General features: G+C 61.1%; 16 protein-coding genes and 1 other RNA gene. 9 read left to right on the top strand and 8 right to left on the bottom strand.

The genetic code is table 11. The features are described 5' to 3' along the window. The first annotated feature begins 125 nt into the window (after positions 1-125). Both C3F38_RS24610 and C3F38_RS24615 read left to right on the top strand, forming a co-directional pair. On the top strand, positions 126-521 hold the full coding sequence (locus C3F38_RS24610; RefSeq protein WP_004937119.1) for a DoxX family protein: 396 nt from the start codon (positions 126-128) through the stop codon (positions 519-521). A gap of 70 nt (positions 522-591) precedes the next feature. Next, positions 592-1578 carry a glutathione S-transferase family protein gene (locus tag C3F38_RS24615; protein WP_055317493.1) on the top strand — a complete coding sequence of 329 codons (987 nt, stop codon included), beginning with the start codon at positions 592-594 and terminating at the stop codon, positions 1576-1578. A gap of 50 nt (positions 1579-1628) precedes the next feature. On the opposite strand, the gene C3F38_RS24620 is transcribed toward C3F38_RS24615, so the two are convergent. Next, positions 1629-2525 carry a LysR family transcriptional regulator gene (locus C3F38_RS24620; RefSeq protein ID WP_004937113.1) on the bottom strand — a complete coding sequence of 299 codons (897 nt, stop codon included), beginning with the start codon at positions 2523-2525 and terminating at the stop codon, positions 1629-1631. 107 nt (positions 2526-2632) lie between these two features. Here C3F38_RS24620 and C3F38_RS24625 point away from each other — a divergent pair, with 107 nt between their 5' ends. After that, a complete protein-coding gene (locus C3F38_RS24625; RefSeq protein WP_055317492.1) occupies positions 2633-3334 on the top strand; it encodes a pirin family protein in 702 nt (233 codons plus the stop codon). 77 nt (positions 3335-3411) lie between these two features. Here C3F38_RS24625 and tnpA read toward each other — a convergent pair whose 3' ends face one another. The 3 genes from tnpA to rsmI form a co-directional block, all read right to left on the bottom strand. Next, positions 3412-3849: an IS200/IS605 family transposase gene (gene tnpA, locus C3F38_RS24630; protein WP_038874510.1), complete on the bottom strand. Its 438-nt coding sequence runs from the start codon at positions 3847-3849 to the stop codon at positions 3412-3414. Between the two features lie 165 nt (positions 3850-4014). Next, positions 4015-4392, bottom strand: an RNA gene (gene rnpB / locus C3F38_RS24635) — RNase P RNA component class A. 41 nt (positions 4393-4433) lie between these two features. Next, entirely contained in the window at positions 4434-5297 is an 864-nt protein-coding gene (rsmI, locus tag C3F38_RS24640) for a 16S rRNA (cytidine(1402)-2'-O)-methyltransferase (RefSeq protein ID WP_004937108.1), read from the bottom strand. A gap of 62 nt (positions 5298-5359) precedes the next feature. Here rsmI and C3F38_RS24645 point away from each other — a divergent pair, with 62 nt between their 5' ends. Genes C3F38_RS24645 through dolP form a run of 4 tightly spaced genes read left to right on the top strand, consistent with a single transcriptional unit; the run spans position 5360 to position 8976 of the window. Then, positions 5360-7399 carry a penicillin-binding protein activator gene (locus tag C3F38_RS24645; RefSeq protein WP_047729795.1) on the top strand — a complete coding sequence of 680 codons (2040 nt, stop codon included), beginning with the start codon at positions 5360-5362 and terminating at the stop codon, positions 7397-7399. Next, a complete protein-coding gene (locus C3F38_RS24650) occupies positions 7396-7749 on the top strand; it encodes a YraN family protein (RefSeq protein ID WP_094300729.1) in 354 nt (117 codons plus the stop codon). Before C3F38_RS24645 ends, C3F38_RS24650 begins: the two co-directional genes overlap by 4 nt. A 51-nt stretch (positions 7750-7800) precedes the next feature. Continuing rightward, positions 7801-8391, top strand: coding sequence for a DnaA initiator-associating protein DiaA (diaA, locus tag C3F38_RS24655; protein WP_004937103.1), 591 nt, complete (start codon positions 7801-7803; stop codon positions 8389-8391). A 9-nt stretch (positions 8392-8400) separates the two neighbouring features. After that, positions 8401-8976, top strand: a complete 576-nt coding sequence (dolP, locus tag C3F38_RS24660) for a division/outer membrane stress-associated lipid-binding lipoprotein (protein WP_004937101.1) — start codon at positions 8401-8403, stop codon at positions 8974-8976. A gap of 40 nt (positions 8977-9016) precedes the next feature. Here dolP and mtgA read toward each other — a convergent pair whose 3' ends face one another. From mtgA to arcB, 3 genes are all read right to left on the bottom strand, one after another. Beyond that, positions 9017-9748, bottom strand: coding sequence for a monofunctional biosynthetic peptidoglycan transglycosylase (gene mtgA / locus C3F38_RS24665; RefSeq protein ID WP_047729794.1), 732 nt, complete (start codon positions 9746-9748; stop codon positions 9017-9019). Further along, complete coding sequence (elbB, locus tag C3F38_RS24670; protein WP_047729793.1) at positions 9745-10398, bottom strand: isoprenoid biosynthesis glyoxalase ElbB; 654 nt, start codon at positions 10396-10398, stop codon at positions 9745-9747. The genes mtgA and elbB overlap by 4 nt, the downstream gene beginning before the upstream one ends. 237 nt (positions 10399-10635) lie before the next feature. Then, positions 10636-12978, bottom strand: coding sequence for an aerobic respiration two-component sensor histidine kinase ArcB (arcB, locus tag C3F38_RS24675; protein WP_055316828.1), 2343 nt, complete (start codon positions 12976-12978; stop codon positions 10636-10638). A 411-nt stretch (positions 12979-13389) separates the two neighbouring features. Between arcB and C3F38_RS24680 the strand changes: the two genes are divergently transcribed. Further along, a complete protein-coding gene (locus C3F38_RS24680) occupies positions 13390-14097 on the top strand; it encodes a phosphatase PAP2 family protein (RefSeq protein WP_047729791.1) in 708 nt (235 codons plus the stop codon). Here C3F38_RS24680 and C3F38_RS24685 read toward each other — a convergent pair. After that, positions 14092-15024, bottom strand: coding sequence for a TIGR01212 family radical SAM protein (locus C3F38_RS24685; protein ID WP_055312487.1), 933 nt, complete (start codon positions 15022-15024; stop codon positions 14092-14094). The two genes, C3F38_RS24680 and C3F38_RS24685, sit on opposite strands and share 6 nt — an antisense overlap. 692 nt (positions 15025-15716) lie before the next feature. On the opposite strand from C3F38_RS24685, the gene gltB reads away from it, so the two are divergent. After that, on the top strand, positions 15717-20177 hold the full coding sequence (gltB, locus tag C3F38_RS24695) for a glutamate synthase large subunit (protein ID WP_055316829.1): 4461 nt from the start codon (positions 15717-15719) through the stop codon (positions 20175-20177). Positions 20178-20180 lie beyond the last annotated feature (3 nt).

Below are 20180 nucleotides of genomic sequence, written 5' to 3' on the forward strand. Positions count from 1 at the left end.
AGCACTTCCCGCTTAACATTCACTCCATCAATACGATATGGGCCGGACAGGGTGAGAGACCCGATATACCGCCCGTTGATATGACTACCGCCGAACAGGCGCACAAAAACACTTTGGAGTAGATGATGAAAAAATTAGAAGATACAGGTTTGCTGGTTGCTCGTATTCTGATGCCAATCCTGTTTATCGTGGCAGGCTACGGCAAAATGGGTGACGCTTATGCCGGTACCCAACAGTACATGCAATCGATGGGCGTGCCTGGCTTCTTGCTGCCGCTGACCATCCTGCTGGAATTTGGCGGCGGTCTGGCGATCCTGTTCGGTTTCCTGACCCGCACCGTAGCGCTGTTCACTGCCGGCTTCACCATTCTGACCGCGCTGCTGTTCCACACTGACTTTGCGGAAGGCGTAAACCAGCTGATGTTCATGAAAAACCTGACCATCGCCGGCGGCTTCATCGTGTTGGCGGTCGCAGGCCCGGGCGGCTTCAGCATCGACCGTCTTCTGAATAAGAAATGGTAATCTAAACTGTCATTCAGGGCCCGGCATGCCGGGCCCTGTCGCTTTTCACTCGGACACCAAGGAGATTCCCATGGGACAACTCGTCGATGGCGTTTGGCAAGACATCTGGTATGACACGAAGTCTACCGGCGGCCGTTTCAAACGTTCAACCGCTCAGTTTCGCAATTGGGTGACCGCCGACGGTCAGCCGGGCGAACACGGCGTGGGCGGCTTCCAGGCCGAAGCCGGCCGTTATCACCTGTACGTTTCTCTCGCCTGCCCCTGGGCGCACCGCACGCTGCTGATGCGCAAACTGAAAGGGCTGGAGCAGATCATTCCGGTCTCGGTGGTGCACCCGCTGATGCTGGAAAACGGCTGGACCTTCGGCCAGGATTTTCCTGAAACCACCGGCGATCCGCTGTATCACGCCGACTTCCTGTATCAGATCTACCTGCAGGCCGATCCGCACTACAGCGGGCGCGTGACCGTGCCGGTGCTGTGGGATAAACAGCGGCAAACCATCGTCAGCAACGAATCCGCCGACATCATCCGCATGTTCAACAGCGCGTTTGACGGCGTGGGCGCCCGCGCGGGCGATTACTACCCGGCCGAGCTGCGCGGCAAAATCGATGAGCTGAACGGTTGGATTTACGATCAAGTGAACAACGGCGTGTACAAGGCCGGTTTCGCCACCAGCCAGGAAGCCTATGACGAAGCGGTCAACGGGGTCTTCAACGCGCTGGAGCGCCTGGAGCAAATCCTGGGGCAGCACCGCTACCTGACCGGCGATCGGCTGACCGAAGCCGACCTGCGCCTGTGGACCACGCTGGTGCGCTTCGATCCGGTGTACGTCACCCACTTCAAGTGCGATAAACACCGCATCAGCGACTACCTGAACCTGTACGGTTTCCTGCGCGACATCTACCAGATGCCGGGCATCGCCGACACGGTCAGCCTGCCGCACATTCGCAACCACTACTACCGCAGCCACGCCACCATCAACCCGCACGGCATCATTTCCATCGGGCCGGCGCAGGATCTGGACGAGCCGCACGGCCGCGATCGGTTCTTCGGCTAAGGCAAAAAAATCCCCTTGCCGCCCGGCAAGGGGATCTCATGCCACCGACGTTAGCGCTGCGCGAACAGGCGCGGAATTTCGCGCAGGAACCAGGCTTTCGCCTCCCCCATGCTGTCGCGCCGCCAGGCCATGATGATGTCGGCTTCGCGGCTGTATTCCGGCCCCACCACGCGAAGCCGTCCGGCCTCGATATCTTTTTCCACCATCGGGTACGGCATGGTCGCCACCCCCAATCCGGCCAGCAGCGCCAGACGTTTGTCTTCGATGGTGCTCACCGTCAGACGCTGCTGCTTATCCAGCAGCTGCACGGTCAACACCGGGCGCTCGCGGGCGGTATCCGCCACCGCGATGCCACGGTACTTCACGCGGGTCACCTCGGACAGCGGCTCCGGCTCCTGGTGGATAGGATGATCCGGCGCGGCGACGTAGACGCTCATCACCTTGTACAGTTTGCGGGTGTTGATCTCCGACGACGCGCGAAAATGCATGTCCGGCGCGATCACGATGTCGGCGCGCCCCTGTTCCAGCCGCTCCCAGGCGCCCGCCAGCACTTCGGTGAAAATCGACACCTGGGTGTTGGCCTTCAGCGCCAGCTTGTCCACCAGCGGAAACAGCAGGCTCGGCGGTGACAGCGCTTCGCTGACGATGGTCAGGTGGGTTTCCCAACCGCGCGCCAGCGCCTCGGCGTCGGTGGTCAGCTTGTCAGCCGCTTCCAGCAGCACCCGCCCGCGCTCCAGCAACATGCGCCCCACGTTGGTGAACTTGGTGCGGTGGCCCGAGCGGTCGAACAGCACCACGTCCAATTCTTCTTCCAATTTTTGCATGGTGTAGCTGAGCGCCGACGGCACCCGGCCCAATTCGTCGGCGGCCGCGGCGAAGCTGCCGCGCCGGTCGATCGCGTCCATCACTCTCAGCGCCTCAAGCGTGAGTGCCCGATCTCTGGCCATCACATCCCTCTGTCAGGAAATTTGAATATGCCGACCAGATTAACTGGCTAACAATCCGACGTCCAGATGCTTACCATTTGGATAATGAATTTAGAGAGCCGATTGCCATGATTACATGCAGAACAGCACAACAATGCGGGCAAGCTGACTTTGGTTGGCTGCAGGCTCGCTACACCTTTTCCTTTGGTCACTACTTCGATCCCAAACTGATGGGCTATGCGTCGCTCCGGGTGCTGAATCAGGAAGTGCTGGCGCCGGGCGCGTCGTTCCAGCCGCGCACCTATCCCAGCGTGGATATCCTGAACCTGATCCTGCAGGGCGAGGCGGAATACCGCGACAGCGACGGCAACGCCGCGCGCGCCAAAGCCGGCGAAGCGCTGCTGCTGGCCACCCAGCCGGGCCTGAGCTACAGCGAACAGAACGTCAGCAGCGATACGCCGCTGACCCGCCTGCAGCTGTGGCTGGACGCCTGCCCGGAACGCAGCAACGAGCGGGTGCAGCGCCTGACGCTGCCGGCGGCGGGCAACCTGCTGCTGGCCTCACCGGACGGCGCGCAGGGCAGCCTGCAGCTGCGCCAGCAGGTCTGGATCCACCATCTCGCTCTGCAGCCGGGCGAAGAGCAAACGCTGACGATTAACGGGCCGCGCGCCTATTTGCAGTCGATTCACGGCACCATCGCCGCCACCGGCGAACGCCACGAAGTGCAGCGCCTGACCTGCGGCGACGGCGCCTTCGTGCGCGAGGAGAATCGCCTGACGATCCGCGCCGAAACGCCGCTGCGCGCGCTGCTGATTGACCTGCCGGTGTAAACCGGCCGGAAAGTAAAAGACCACCTCCTGAGGAGGTGGCTTTACACGACGCCCCCTAAAAGGGGGCCATTTTCGAGTTAATCCTGCAACAACTCCATCTGCTGTTCGATCTCTTGGTCCTTCTTATCCTGATGCCTCACGTATCGCCTGATAATTTCTTCGTTTACTCCTACCGTATCGACAAAGTATCCCCTTGCCCAAAAATGATTGCCCCACAACTTCTTTCGTATATGTGGAAAACGATTGTAAAGCCGGATTGCACTGCGTCCTTTCAGGACGCCCATCAACGTCGAAATCGATAGCTTCGGGGGGACTATCACGACCAGATGCACATGATCTGGCTGAATATTTAGCTCAAGAACTTCACAGTCCTTCATGTTGCAGAGGATATAAATTGTTCGGTAGAGCTCTTTACCCACCTTGTCGCGGAGGATTTTAAATCGATACTTCGGCGTCCACACCAGGTGGTATTTGCAACGCCAGAACACATGTGATGAACTCCTGTATAAACCCATGTTGGTGATTTCCTTCTTACTTGTGGTGAGTAAGCTGGAATATTCCGGCATGGGTTTCCTTCAGGCTAGAGCCTCACAGGTTCAATCACCACCTCCTTAGGAGGTGGTTTAAGGCTTACAACGAAAAACCCCGCGCAACTGACGTTGCGCGGGGTTTTCTTTTGTCGAGGGAGTTGACCGGTAAGCCGGGTTCTGTCGTGGACAGTCATTCCTCTAGGCCAGCAATCGCTCACTGGCTCAAGCAGCCTACCCGGGTTCAGTACGGGCCGTACCATGTGAACCCCTATTTGGCCTTGCTCCGGGTGGAGTTTACCGTGCCACGAACTGTTGCCAGCCGCGCGGTGCGCTCTTACCGCACCCTTTCACCCTTACCTGATCCCGCTTGCGCGGGCCATCGGCGGTTTGCTCTCTGTTGCACTAGTCGTAGGCTTGCGCCTCCCAGGCGTTACCTGGCACCCTGCCCTATGGAGCCCGGACTTTCCTCCCCTCCATCTGTCTCCCCGAAGAGGACGGCAATGAAGCGGCGACTGTCTGGTCAACTCCGGCGCGGATAGTAGCGTCGCGGCGGCGGCAGGTCAACCGCTTTACGGCTGTTGTTGCTCCAGCGCGTGCTTATACAGCGCATTTTTCTTCACGCCGTGGATTTCGGCCGCCAGCGCCGCCGCCTTTTTCAGCGGCAGCTCTTTTTGCAGGAGCGCCAGCGTGCGCAGCGCCTCGAGCGGCAGCGCATCCTCCTGCGCCTTGTGGCCTTCGACGATCAGCACCATCTCGCCGCGGCGGCGCACTTCATCTTCCTGCACCCACGCCAGCAGTTCGCCCACCGGTGCGCCGTGGATAGATTCCCAGGTTTTGGTCAGCTCGCGCGCCAGCACCACATAGCGCTGCGGGCCCCAGACGGTGACCATGTCCTGCAGGCTTTCCAGCAGACGGTGAGTGGATTCGTAGAAAATCAGCGTGCGCGGTTCCTCCGCCAGCGCCATCAGCGTATCCTTGCGCCCCTTGGTTTTCGCCGGCAGGAAGCCTTCGTAGCAGAAGCGGTCGGAAGCGACGCCCGCAGCGCACAGCGCGGTGGTGGCGGCGCAGGCGCCCGGCAGCGGCACCACGCGAATGCCGGCCTCGCGGCAGCGGCGCACCAGGTGATAACCGGGATCGTTGATCAGCGGCGTGCCGGCGTCGGACACCAGCGCGATGCTCTGGCCTTCCTGCAGTTTCGCCAGCAGCTGATCGGCTTTTTGCTGTTCGTTGTGGTCATGCAGCGCGAACAGACGCGCGTTGATCGCGAAGTGTTGCAGCAGCAATCCGGTATGGCGCGTGTCTTCCGCCGCGATCAGATCAACGCTTTTCAGTACCTCTAACGCACGGTGAGTGATATCGCCCAGATTGCCGATGGGGGTGGGCACCACATACAGCGTTGATGCAGAAATGACTGATTGTTGGTGTTGATTCATTGTTTCATCCGGGTTGCCGATTTAATATTGAGCATCTTGAAAAAAACATCACTGGATACAGTATGCTTTCCTCAACATTCGTTCGTACCAAAGCAGGGCGTTCCAAGCCTGTCCGACTTACCGCAGTCATCGCGGCCGCCCTTTTCCTGGCAGGCTGTCCAAGTCGGGCCCCGCAAACGCCGCCCGCCAATATACAGGACGAAGCGAGCGCCAGCTCCGATTACTACCTGCAGCAGTTGCAGCAAAGCAGCGATGATAACAAGGCTGACTGGCAATTACTTGCTATTCGCGCCTTGCTGCGTGAAGGAAAACTGCCTCAGGCCGGCGACCAGTTGAATCAGCTGCCGAAAAATCTCAGCGGCGCGCAGCAGACTGAACGCCAGTTGCTGACCGCCGAACTGCAGATCGCCAACAAGAGCTACGTCAGCGCCCGCAGCACGCTGGGCCATCTGGACAGCGCTTCGCTGTCGCCGAATCAGAAGGTGCGCTACTACCAGGCGCAGATCGCCGCCAATCAGGGCAAAGCGTCGCTGCCCTTGATCCGCGCCTATATCGCTCAAGAGCCGTTGCTGACCGGCAAACCGCACCAGGAAAACCTGGATCAGACCTGGCAGGCGCTGCTGCAGCTGACGCCGCAGGAGATGAACAGCCTGGTGATCAACGCCGACGAGAACGTGCTGCAAGGCTGGCTGGATCTGCTGCGCGTCTATCAGGACAACAAGCAGGATCCCGATCTGCTGAAGGCCGGCATCAAAGACTGGCAGAACCGTTATCCGAAAAACCCGGCGGCCAAAACGCTGCCCGCTCGCCTGAACCAGGTGCTGAACTTCACCCAGGCCTCTACCTCGAAAATCGCCCTGCTGCTGCCGTTGAACGGCCAGGCGAAAGTGTTCGCCGACGCCATCCAACAAGGCTTCGAAGCGGCGAAAAACGGCGGTTCCATGCCGGCGCCGCAGCCTCAAGCCGCGCAACCAGCCAGCGTGCAGGCCCCAACGGCGCCGGCCGACCAGGCCGCCGCGGGTGACATCAACGCCAACGGCGCGGTCAGCCCTTCGGCGCAAGAGAGCCAGCCTGCGGTGACCGCCGCGCAACCGGCGGCGCCGTCCAGTGCGCCGATAACGCCGCTGCAGGCCGCTAACGCACAGGTCAAAGTGTACGACACCACCAGCCAGCCGCTGGCCGCCTTGCTGAGCCAGGCGCAGCAGGATGGCGCCACCCTGGTGGTCGGCCCGCTGCTGAAAGAGAACGTCGATCAGCTGTCCGCCAGCACCACCACGCTGAACGTGCTGGCGCTCAACCAGCCGGAAACGCCGAAGGACAACCTGAACATCTGTTACTTTGCCCTATCGCCGGAAGATGAAGCGCGCGACGCCGCACGCCACATCTGGGAACAGCAGAAGCGTCAACCGCTGCTGCTGGTGCCGCGCGGCGCCTTCGGCGATCGCGTCGCCAAGGCCTTTAACCAGGAATGGCAGAAGCAAGGCGGGCAAACCGTGCTGCGTCAGGACATCGGCTCCGCCGGCGAACTGCGCCAGATGGTCAACAGCGGCGGCATCCGCATGACCGGCACGCCGATATCGAGCGCCCCGGCGCCGCAGAGCGTGACCATCGCCGGATTGACCATTCCTGCACCGCCGAGCGACGTGCCCGCTGCGACCGACGGCAGCGTCGACGCGGTGTATATCGTCGCCACCCAGTCTCAGCTGACGCTGATCAAACCGATGATCGACATGGCCACCAGCTCGCGCGGCAAGCCGGCGATGTACGCCAGCTCGCGCAGCTATCAGGCCGGTGCGGGCCCGGACTTCCGCCTGGAAATGGAAGGCCTGCAGTTCAGCGACATCCCGCTGCTGGCCGGCTCAAATCCTCAGCTGTTGCAGCAGGCCAGCGCGCGCTTCCGTAACGACTACTCGCTGGTGCGCCTGTACGCGATGGGGATGGATGCCTGGACATTGGCCAACCACTTTGCTGAAATGCGCCAGCTGCCGGGCTTCCAGGTTTCCGGCACCACCGGTACGCTGAGCGCGTCGCCGAACTGCGTGATCAACCGCAAACTGCCTTGGCTGCAATACCGTCAGGGTACGGTCGTTCCGGTCTCTTGAACCCACGCGCCTCAGGGGCGGGCTATGAGTTACTGGCCCGCCGTCACCTGGAACACGCCGGGCTCACCTTCTGCGCCGCCAACGTCGCGGTACGCGGCGGTGAGCTCGACCTCATCATGCGCGACGGCGCCACCTGGGTGTTCGTCGAAGTGCGCTACCGCCGCAACGACGCCTTCGGCGGCGCGGCCGCCAGCGTCACCTTTCGCAAACAACAGCGGTTGCTGCATGCCGCCGCCGTCTGGCTGGCGGGGCGCGGAGCCAGTTTTGACACATCATCTTGCCGTTTTGATGTTTTGGCCATTACCGGTAGCCAGTTAGAATGGATACCCAACGCCTTCAATGCGGATTAATCGGGGTTTTGCGGCGCAGACCGGCCCTTTGACTTAGTGGATTAATACAACGTGCTGGATAGAATTAAAGTCTGTTTTACCGAAAGCATCCAAACCCAGATCGCGGCGGCGGAAGCATTGCCGGACGCCATTTCCCGCGCTGCGATGACGCTGGTTCAATCCTTACTCAACGGCAACAAAATCCTGTGCTGCGGCAACGGCACCTCGGCGGCCAACGCGCAGCACTTCGCCGCCAGCATGATCAACCGTTTTGAAACCGAGCGCCCCAGCCTGCCGGCCATCGCCCTCAACGCCGACAACGTGGTGCTGACGGCGATCAGCAACGATCGGCTGCACGACGAAGTGTACGCCAAGCAGGTGCGCGCGCTCGGGCACACCGGCGACGTGCTGCTGGCGATTTCCACCCGCGGCAACAGCCGTGATATTGTGAAAGCGGTCGAGGCGGCCGTCACGCGCGATATGACCATCGTCGCGCTCACCGGCTACGACGGCGGCGAGCTGGCCGGGCTGCTCGGCCAGCAGGATGTCGAGATCCGCATCCCGTCGCACCGCAGCTCGCGCATTCAGGAAATGCATATGCTGACCGTAAACTGCCTGTGCGATCTGATAGACAATACGTTATTCCCCCACCAGGACGATTAAGGAACTGAGATGAAGCTAAAAGCCACATTTGCAGTGCTGTCCAGCGCCCTGCTGTTGCAAGGCTGTATCGCCGGCGTCGTCGTCGGCAGTGCGGCCGTCGCGACCAAAACCGCCACCGACCCGCGCAGCGTCGGGACCCAGGTGGATGACGGCACGCTGGAAGCCAGGGTCGAAAGCGCTCTGAGCAAAGACCAGCAGTTGAAGAAAGACGCCCGGGTGGTCGCCACCGCCTATCAGGGCAAAGTGCTGTTGACCGGCCAGTCGCCTAACGCCGATCTCACCGCGCGCGCCAAGCAGATCGCCATGGGCGTGGAAGGCACGACCGAAGTGTATAACGAAATCCGTCAGGGCACGCCGGTCAGCCTGAGCACCGCGTCCTCCGACACCTGGATCACCACCAAGGTGCGTTCGCAGCTGCTCACCAGCGATACGGTGAAATCGTCCAACGTGAAGGTCACCACCGAAAATGGCGAAGTGTTCTTGCTGGGCCTGGTCACCCAACAGGAAGGACAGTCGGCGGCGCAGATCGCCAGCCAGGTCAGCGGCGTGAAGCACGTCACCACCGCCTTTACCTATGTGAAGTAATCCGTTCTGGCGGGAGCGGCGCCGTGCCGTTCCCGCCCGTTTAATCCAGCTTGTTCTCGCTTAAAAACGCTTCCCCGCCCAGCTGCCGCATCTGGCGCATGATCCACTGCTGTCGCTGTATCACATAACCGGACGGCGCATCGGCCCTGAAGCGATGCGGATTCGGCAATACCGCCGCCAGCAGCGCCGCTTCGGCCGCGGTCAGCCGTTTGGCCGGCTTATGGAAAAAGCGTTGTGATGCCTCCTCTACGCCAAACACCCCGTCGCCGAACTCGACGATGTTCAGGTACACCGTCAGAATGCGCCGCTTGGTCCACACCAGCTCGATGCCCGACGTCAATCCGGCCTCCAGCCCTTTGCGCAGCCAGCTGCGGCCATCCCACAGAAACAGGTTCTTGGCGGTTTGCTGCGACAGCGTGGACGCGCCGCGGATGCGCGTCGGGCGCTTCTCGTTGTGGCTGAGCGCCTTTTCAATGGCCGCCACGTCGAAGCCCCAATGGTCTGGAAACTTCTGATCCTCCGCCGCCATCACCGCCAGCGCCATTTGCGGCGAGATGTCGTCCATCGACACCCAGTCCGAATGGGCGACGTAGCCGAAGTCGCCGCTCAGCCAGGCGCTGACTTGCCGCTCCACCATCACGGCGGAAAACGGCACCGGCAGGAAGGCAAAGGCCGCAATGCCCAACACCCACAGGCCGAGAATCGCGATGACCCCGCGCTTCAGCCAATACCCTGGGCGCAGTCGCCGCCATCCGCCGAGCGATTTTCTCATTCAGCCAGTTCCAGCACCCGCGCCACCAGCTTATCGATGCCGAGGGCCGCCTGCGCGATCGACGGCGCCAGCATATAGGCCGGCGTGGTCACGACTTTGTGTTCGCTGTCCACCACGATATCGTCCACCGGACAAATCACCGGCTCGCCGCCCATGGCGTCAATCACTTCTCCCAGGTCCGGATCGTTGCCAATGGTCAGCCGCGCTTGTTGATTCAGCAGTTTCGGCAACAGCGCCGGCGCGATGCACATCAGGCCAATTGGTTTGCCGGCCTTATGCATCTCGCGCGTCAGACGCGCCAAATCTTCATCGACCCAACATTCCGCGCCGGCTTCGGCGAAATTGCTGAGGTTCTTGGCGGCGCCGAAGCCGCCGGGCACGATCAGCGCATCCAGCTGCGCGGCGTCCGCCAGCGCCAGCGGCTGCACCGCGCCGCGGGCAATGCGCGCCGACTCAATCAGAACATTGCGCGACTCCGCCATCTCCTCACCTGATAAGTGATTAATAACATGGCATTGTGGTTTATCGGGCGCAAAGCACACCGCCTGCTCGCCGGCACGGTCCAACGCCAGCAGCGTCAGCACCGCTTCATGGATCTCCGTACCGTCATAAACGCCGCTGCCGCTGAGGACGACACCCACCTTTTTCATCACTCTTACTCCTGTCGCTGCTGTCAACTGGTTCGTGCTCGGAGTTGACAAACACTAATCTACATCACACATTTTAATGAATCTTCTAACAAGAGCGCTTACATTTGCTATGTTGTTGGCTGTATGATGTTTAGGAATTCGCTACAACCTGCTCGACCAGAACACTGAAACCAATACGCAGGTTCACAATTTCCCTGGTGTTGGCGCAATATTCGCGCACCCCGGCTTAGGTCGGGGTCATTTTTTTTCAGCGTTCTCTACCCAAGCCCGCAGTACCTGCACGTCGTTGCGCCACTCTTGCTTCAACTCATCCACCCAATCCTGCACGTTATCCCACCAGGCCGGCAGCGTCGGCGTTTGAATCTGTTGCGCCAGCTGCTGCAGGTGACGCAGACCGACCGAACCGGCGGCGCCTTTGATCTTGTGCCCTTCCTCGGTGATGCCTTTCTGATCGCGCGCCGTCATGTTGGAGTCCAGCACCGCCAGATAGCCCGGCATCATCTGTTCGAACATCTCCAGGCTTTGGTGGATCAGCTGCGGGCCAACCAGGTCCATGTACTGTTCCAGCATCGCGGTATCGAGTAACGACTCATTAATCTGCATCGCCTTGTGCTCCGTTTTCTTTGAAGTGTGAGAAGGTTGATGATCCCAATAGTGTTTGATGACCTGGGTCAACGCCGGCACCGACAGCGGCTTGCTCAGCACATCGTCCATGCCCGCCTCGAGGTACTCTTTTTTGTCTTTCAGCACGTTGGCGGTCAGGGCCACCAGCGGCGGCAGCGCCTGCCCGGCGTAGCGTTCGCGCAGCGCCCGGGCGATGTCCAGCCCGGTCATGTCCGGCAGCTGGATGTCCAGCAGCACCAAATCGAACTCGTCCGGATCGAACATCGCCAGCGCGTCGTGGCCGTTCATCGCCACCTCGACGCTGTTGCCCAGTTTCTCCAGCACCGAGCGCGCCACGATCACGTTCAGCTCGATATCCTCCACCAGCAGGATGTGCAGCGCCGGCAACGGCAGTTCCTCTTCCTCCGGCGCCGCGCTGGCGGCTTCCTGCACCGCCGGCGCCTGGATGGTCAGAGTGAAGCAAGAACCGTGCCCCTGTTCGCTGCGCACGGTGATGTCGCCGCCCATGCTCTGCGCCAGTCGCTTGGAGACCGCCAGCCCGATGCCGGTGCCGGTGGCCGGACGGCCGCCGCGCTGATCTTTCACCTGGTAATACATGGCGAAGATCTTGTCCTGCTCGTCCTGCGGGATGCCCATGCCCGAGTCTTCCACCTCGAACACCAGCTTTTCCTCCTGCGCCTCGCGCCGCACGCGCACCACGATTTGCCCCTGCTGGGTGAATTTCACCGCGTTGCCGATCAGGTTCCACAAAATCTGCCGCAGGCGCGTACCGTCGGTCACGATCTGCTGCGGCAGCGGCGTCTGCGGCTCCATGATGAACTGCAGCCCTTTCGGCTGCGCCAACAGGCCGGAGAGGTTCTCCAGATCCGCCAGGAAGCCGGTGAAGTCCACCGGCTGGTTGTCGAGCTGCACCTTGCGCCGCTCGAGCTTATCCATTTCGATAATGTCGTTGAAGATATTGCCGAGGGTGATGGCGCTGACGTGAATGGTCTTCAGGTATTTCAGCTGCTCGTCGTTCAGCTCGGTATCGAGCAGGATGCGGCTCAGGCCGACGATGCCGTTAAGCGGCGTACGCAGCTCGTGGCTGATCGTGGAGATAAAGGTGGTCTTCTCCCTGCTGGCGTTCTCCAGCGCGTCCTGGTAGCGCTTACGCTCGGTAATATCGCGGCCGAAGCCCATCAGCCCGTGGCGTTTGCCCACCCGGTCGTAAAACGGCACCTTGCGCAGCTCGAAACAGGCCTTGCGGCCATCGGGATACACCAGCCACTGTTCGTAGGTCAGCGAGACGTTGTGGCGGAACACCTTCTCGTCGGTCTCAATGACCTTTTCGGCGATCTCCCGGCCGTAGACGTCGAACGGCGTCAGGCCGATCAGCTGCTTCTCGCTCTTGCCGGTCAGCAGCTCCATCGCGCGGTTGCAGCCGGAAAATTCTTTGTCTTCGTTGCGGTAGTAGACCAGATCCGGCGAGGCATCGAGGAAGGAACGCAGCAGCGCCGATTGCTGGCCCAGCTCAATCTGTGCCAGTTCACGCTGTTCCATCTCTTCCGTCAGTTTCTCCATCACCTGCAGGCGCTCTTCTTCCGCCTTGATACGGTCGGCGATCTCCTGGTTCAGCTGGCTGATATTGTCTTTGAGCTGCTGATTGAGCTCCAGATCGCGGTGGCGCATCTCTTCCAGCTTGTCCACCAGCCGCGCCAGCCGCTGGCGCGATTCCTCCAGCTGCTCCACCACCACCGAGAGGAAGTAGACCGCCCACGGGGTGATCAACAGGCCGAAGAAGATCGAACGCACCACGTCGATGCTTTCCACTTCGCCGCGCAGCAGCATGGTCACCGCCATCTGCACCACCATAGCCAGCACCACCAGCGCCGAGGCCAGCAGCAGCGAGAAGCGCACCAACCCCAGTTTCACCATTAAATCGACGTAGTACTGGGCCAACACCCGGATTTGCTTCATAGCGGCTCCCATCAGACACAATCTTTTGAATCATACCGTAAATTTTTCCGCTGTGTCTGAGAGTCAAGTCCTGCTAACGTAAAATAGCGGCGTCTGGCGTGCAACGGGCGGTTCATTGCCGCCGAAACCATGAAAAACCACGTTGATCGTTCCGCTCATACTTAGGGATTAATCAATTGTAACTAAAAGACTTTTTATGTGACACCCCCCACACCGCAGCCGCTTGAGAATACCCTTACGTTAATATATTAATGATGCACCGTGCATGACGAATGCTTTCGCAGACACGGATAGCGAAGCCTTGAGGCTTGAAGTAAGGGAAAGGATGTTATCCCGCGGTTTACTTTCACCTGCAGCCGCGTTGTGGCCAGCCCGGCAGGCTTCCTCATTTCCCTGATGTGAGGATTGACCATGTTAACCATCTATCGCACTACCCTGTTCGTCCTGTCTCTGACCGTTATTTTGCCCCTGAAGGCCACCACTACCGTGACCGGCTATCTGAATGAGGAGCAACAACAAATCGCTACGCTGTTGCCGCCGCCGCCTTCAACGGATACGCCGCAGAATCGGGCGGATCTGCAGGCGGTACTGACCATACAGGCTGGCCGTACGGCGGAACAAGTCGCCAAGGCCAAGCGGGATGATCACCTGGAAGACGCCGCCTTCCCCTTCGCTCGCGATATCTTCGGCCCGACGTTCACCGTCGATCGCCATCCGCTCACCGCCGCCCTGTTCCGCCGGGTCTATCAAGACTTTGAACAAAGCCTGATGCCCGCCAAAGCTTTCTATGGTCGCCAGCGCCCCTATGAGGCCGACCGCCGCGTGAAACCGCTGCTGCCACCGCCGGAAGGCGATTCCTACCCCAGCGGACACGCGATGGACAGCTACCTGACGGCGATCCTGCTGGCGCAGATGGTGCCGGAAAAACGCAGTGCGCTGTTTGAACGGGCGGCAAGCAATGCGCAAAGCCGGGTGATTGCCGGTGTGCACTATCCGAGCGATCTGGAAGGCGGTAAGCTGGCGGCGACGGCGCTCGCCGCACGGCTGTTGGCGAACCCGCAGCTACAGGCCGATTTGCAGCGCGCCCGCGCGGAGGTACGCACCAACCTGCAGTTATAACGTCGGTGAATAACGCAGGGCGGCATCCAGCGCGCTGCCCTGCCCGCCGTATTGCTGCAGATAAGCGCCCACCGCCTGCATGCCGCTCCAGCGGTTTTCGCACCACAGCGGCGCCAGCAGCGTGGGCCGACGGGCGCTGGCAGACAGGCGGTGATACACCACCTCGCCAGGCGTGTGGCGGATCATCTCCCCGGCGCTGACGGCGTAGTCCTCCAGCGCCAGGTCGGGCAAACGCCCGGCTCGCCACGCGCGGGCCAGGGTACTGCCGGTCACGACGTGCAGCGGATGCAGCTTGATGCCATCCACGCCGGACGCCACCACCCGCTGCAGCGTGAGCAGATGATCGCGCTGGTTTTCTCCCGGCAGCCCGACGATCAGATGGCAGCACACCTTCAGCCCGCGCTGCCGGGCCCGTTGCGCGGTCTGCTGATAGCAGCGGAAATCATGGCCGCGGTTGATGCGTTTGAGCGTTTTATCGTGCGCCGTCTGCAGCCCCAGCTCCAGCCACACTTCATAACCCTCCTCGCGATACCCCGTCAGCAGATCCAATGCGGCGGGCGGCACGCAGTCCGGCCGGGTACCGACGCACAGGCCGACCATCTCGCTCTGCGCCAACGCCTGCCGATACATCGACGCCAGCAGTTCGACCTCCGCATAGGTGCTGGTATAGGCCTGGAAATAGGCCAAATAGCGCCGCGCCCGGTTGACCCGCGCGGCCTGCTGCGCCAGCTGTTCAGCGATACTTTGCCGCTGCATCGCCTCATCGGCGAACGAAGCGACGTTGCAAAACGTACAGCCGCCGCGCCCCAACGTGCCGTCGCGGTTAGGGCAGCTGAATCCGCCGTGCAGCGTGAGTTTATGGATCTTTTCGCCATAGCGGCGCTGGAGATCTGCGCCAAACATATTGACTAATTGCGGCAACTGCATAATCTTGGTGATTCTCTGTGTTCAAAGCCGCGATGCTAATAAGAAACGGCTTTTCCCGCGATGACAGAGATCAACGCTTTCCCCGCAAGGCGCCACCAGGCATAACTATTCATCATAAACGCAAATAAATTCACTATAATTCTGATGAATTATTCTAATCGTCGCGCAACCGTTAACGGCAATATGACAATGCGGTGAAAAACAGTGACAAACATCAACAAAGAAATATTTTATAGAATAAAATTCTGCCATTAACCCCCGCACTAGCATGGTGCAGAGATTAAGGGGTTGCACTATAGTGAGACAGCTCACACTTCTGTGGGGATCGGCGTTGCCCCACGACAGTGCAAAAACGCATTAAAACACTTATTTTTCAAACAAATAAACATCATTAATTCGATAAGAATCTATCTTAAGCCCACATTTGACCTGCGAATTCTTTCTCGCTAAGTTGGAAGTCCGCTGGAAGCTTTCTGGACGGGCAAACGTCTCGTCATATTTATGCAGTAATTGAAGACTCCCTCTTAAAACAAGTCCTATACCACTTGTGAGACCGTCACGAGAGGCCATTGATGGAGGGCGGAAAAGCAGATTGGCGGGGTTAACTTGCTGATTGGACTTCTGCCTGAAATTGGGAAGCCCCCTCGCAGTAGGTTGTGAGAGTCACGCAGAGCCTGGGGAGGTTCACTGATATGTTGTACGATAAATCCCAAGAGAGGGACAACTGTGGTTTCGGCCTGATCGCCCACATAGAAGGCGAACCTAGCCACAAGGTGGTTCGCACCGCCATTCACGCGCTGGCCCGCATGCAACACCGCGGCGCGATCCTGGCCGACGGCAAGACCGGCGACGGCTGCGGCCTGTTGCTGCAAAAACCCGATCGCTTCTTCCGCATGGTGGCAGAAGAGCGCGGCTGGCGTTTAGCCAAGAACTACGCCGTCGGCATGATGTTCCTCAGCCAGAATGAAGAGGAAGCGCGCCTCAGCCGCCGCATCGTGGAAGAAGAGCTGCAAAACGAAACGCTGTCGATCGTCGGCTGGCGTGAAGTGCCGACCAACCCGGACGTGCTGGGTGAAATCGCCCTCTCCTCCCTGCCGCGCATCGAGCAAATCTTCGTTAACGCCCCGGCCGGCTGGCGCCCGCGCGATATGGAGCGCCGCCTGTTCGTGGCGCGCCGCCGCATCGAAAAACGGGTGCAGGACAACAGCTTCTACGTCTGCAGCTTCTCCAACCTGGTGACGATCTATAAAGGCCTGTGCATGCCTGCGGATCTGCCGCGCTTCTATCTCGATCTGGCGGACCTGCGCCTGGAATCGGCCATTTGCCTGTTCCACCAACGCTTCTCCACCAACACCGTGCCGCGCTGGCCGCTGGCGCAGCCGTTCCGCTACCTGGCGCACAACGGCGAAATCAACACCATCACCGGCAACCGCCAATGGGCGCGCGCACGTACCTATAAATTCCAAACGCCGCTGATCCCGGATCTGCAGGCCGCCGCGCCGTTCGTCAACGAAACCGGCTCCGATTCCAGCTCGCTGGACAACATGCTGGAGCTGCTGCTGGCGGGCGGGATGGATCTCATCCGCGCCATGCGCTTGCTGGTGCCGCCGGCCTGGCAGAACAACCCGGACATGGACGGCGATCTGCGCGCCTTCTTCGACTTCAACTCGATGCACATGGAGCCGTGGGACGGCCCGGCCGGCATCGTGATGTCCGACGGCCGCTACGCCGCCTGTAACCTCGATCGCAACGGCCTGCGCCCGGCGCGCTATGTCATCACCAAAGACAAGCTGATCACCTGCGCCTCCGAAGTCGGCATCTGGGATTACCAGCCGGACGAAGTGGTGGAAAAAGGCCGCGTCGGCCCCGGCGAGCTGATGGTGATCGACACCCGCAGCGGCCGCATCCTGCACTCGGCGGAGACCGACAACGATCTGAAAAGCCGCCATCCGTATAAAGAGTGGATGGAGAAAAACGTCAAACGTCTGGTGCCGTTCGAAGATCTGCCGGACGATCAGGTCGGCAGCCGCGAGCTCGACGACGCGCAGCTCGAAACCTACCAGAAACAGTTCGGCTACAGCAGCGAAGAGCTGGATCAGGTGATCCGCGTGCTGGGCGAGATTGGCCAGGAAGCCACCGGTTCGATGGGCGACGATACCCCGTTCGCCGTGCTCTCCAGCCGGCCGCGCATCGTTTACGACTATTTCCGCCAGCAGTTCGCGCAGGTCACCAACCCGCCGATCGATCCGCTGCGCGAAGCGCACGTCATGTCGCTGGCCACCAGCATCGGCCGTGAAATGAACGTGTTCTGCGAAGCCGAAGGCCAGGCGCACCGCCTGAGCTTCAAATCGCCGATCCTGCTGTACTCCGATTTCAAACAGCTCACCACGCTGGAAGGCGAATACTATCGCGCCGAGACGCTCGATCTGACCTTCGATCCGCAGCAGCAGGATCTGGAGCAAACCATTCGCGCCCTGTGCGACGAAGCGGAACGCAAGGTGCGCGAAGGTGCGGTGCTGTTGGTGCTGTCCGACCGCGCCATCGCGCCCGGCCGCCTGCCGATACCGGCCCCGATGGCGGTTGGCGCCGTGCAAACTCGCCTGGTAGAGAAAAGCCTGCGCTGCGACGCCAACCTGATCGTTGAAACCGCCAGCGCCCGCGATCCGCACCACTTCGCCGTGCTGCTCGGCTTCGGCGCGACCGCCATCTACCCGTACCTGGCCTATGAAACCCTGGCCAAGCTGGTGGACAGCCAGGCGATCGACAAGAAATACCGCGATGTGATGCTGAACTACCGCAACGGCATCAACAAAGGCCTGTACAAGATCATGTCCAAAATGGGCATCTCGACCATCGCCTCTTACCGCTGCTCCAAGCTGTTCGAAGCGGTCGGCCTGCACCGCGATCTGGCGGATCTGTGCTTCCAGGGCGTGGTCAGCCGCATCGGCGGCGCCAGCTTCAGCGATTTCCAGCAGGATCTGCAGAACCTCTCCAAGCGCGCCTGGCTGAAACGCAAGCCGCTGGAGCAAGGCGGCCTGCTGAAGTTCGTGCACGGCGGCGAATACCACGCCTACAACCCGGACGTGGTGAACTCGCTGCAAAAAGCGGTGCACAGCGGGGAATACAGTGACTATCAGGCCTACGCCAAACTGGTGAACGAGCGGCCGGTCGCCATGCTGCGCGATCTGCTGGCCATCACGCCGAAAGGCGAACCGATCCCGGTCGATCAGGTTGAACCGGCGGAGTCGCTGTTCAAACGCTTCGACACCGCGGCGATGTCGATCGGCGCACTGAGCCCGGAAGCGCACGAGTCGCTGGCGATCGCCATGAACGGCCTCGGCGGCTTCTCCAACTCCGGCGAAGGCGGCGAAGATCCGGCGCGCTACCGCACCAACAAGGTGTCGCGCATCAAACAGGTAGCCTCCGGCCGCTTCGGCGTGACGCCGGCCTACCTGGTGAACGCCGACGTGATCCAGATTAAGGTGGCGCAGGGCGCCAAGCCGGGCGAAGGCGGCCAGCTGCCGGGCGACAAGGTCACTCCGTACATCGCCAGACTGCGTTACTCGGTGCCGGGCGTGACCCTGATCTCCCCGCCGCCGCACCACGACATCTACTCGATCGAAGACCTGGCGCAGCTGATCTTCGACCTGAAGCAGGTCAACCCGAAGGCGGTGATCTCGGTGAAACTGGTGTCCGAACCGGGCGTCGGCACCATCGCCACCGGCGTGGCAAAAGCCTATGCCGATCTCATCACCATCGCCGGTTACGACGGCGGCACCGGCGCCAGCCCGCTGTCCTCGGTGAAATACGCCGGCTGTCCTTGGGAGCTGGGCCTGGTGGAAACCCAGCAGGCGCTGGTGGCCAACGGCCTGCGCCACAAGATCCGCCTGCAGGTGGACGGCGGCCTGAAAACCGGCGTGGACATCGTCAAGGCGGCGATCCTGGGTGCGGAAAGCTTCGGCTTCGGCACCGGGCCGATGGTGGCGCTGGGTTGTAAATACCTGCGCATCTGCCACCTCAACAACTGCGCGACCGGCGTCGCGACTCAGGACGACAAGCTGCGCCGCGATCACTACCACGGCCTGCCGGAACGCGTGACGAATTACTTCCAGTTTATCGCGCGTGAAACCCGCGAGATCATGGCGCAACTGGGCGTGAGCCAACTGGTGGATCTGATCGGCCGCACCGAGTTCCTGACCGAGCTGGACGGCATCTCTGCCAAGCAGAACAAGCTGGATCTGTCGCCGCTGCTGAAAACCGCCACGCCGCATCCGGGTAAAGCGGTGTACTGCACCGAAAGCAGCAACCCGGCGTTCGACAAGGGTCTGCTGAACAAAGAACTGCTGGCGCAGGCGCAACCGCATATCGAAGCGAAGCAGGGTAAAACCTTCTACTTCGACATTCGCAACACCGACCGCTCCGTGGGCGCCATGCTGTCCGGCGCTATCGCCGACGTGCACGGCGATCAGGGCATGGCGGCCGATCCGATCAAGGCGCACTTCTCCGGCACCGCCGGGCAGAGCTTCGGCGTCTGGAACGCCGGCGGCGTCGAGCTGACCCTGACCGGCGACGCCAACGACTATGTCGGCAAAGGCATGGCCGGCGGCAGCATCGCGGTGCGTCCACCGATCGGCTCCGCCTTCCGTAGCCATGAAGCCAGCATCGTTGGCAACACCTGCCTGTACGGCGCCACCGGCGGCAAGCTGTTCGCCGCCGGCCGCGCGGGCGAACGCTTCGCGGTGCGCAACTCCGGCGCCATCACCGTGGTGGAAGGCATCGGCGACAACGGCTGCGAATACATGACCGGCGGCATCGTCTGCGTGTTGGGTAAAACCGGCATCAACTTCGGTGCGGGCATGACCGGCGGCTTCGCCTACGTGCTGGACGAAGACGGCGAGTTCCGCAAGCGCGTGAACCCGGAGCTGGTGGAAGTGCTGGATGTCGATCAGCTGGCGATCCATGAGGAGCACCTGCGCGGCCTGATCACCGAACACGTGCAGGCGACCGGCTCTTCCCGCGCGGAAGAGATCCTGGCCAACTGGCCGGAGTGGGCGCCGAAGTTCGCCCTGGTCAAACCGAAGTCCAGCGATGTCAAAGCGCTGTTGGGTCACCGTAGCCGTTCCGCAGCCGAGCTGCGGGTGCAGGCGCAGTAAGAG

Source organism: Serratia sp. SSNIH1, from assembly GCF_002935055.1.
Taxonomy (GTDB): domain Bacteria; phylum Pseudomonadota; class Gammaproteobacteria; order Enterobacterales; family Enterobacteriaceae; genus Serratia; species Serratia nevei.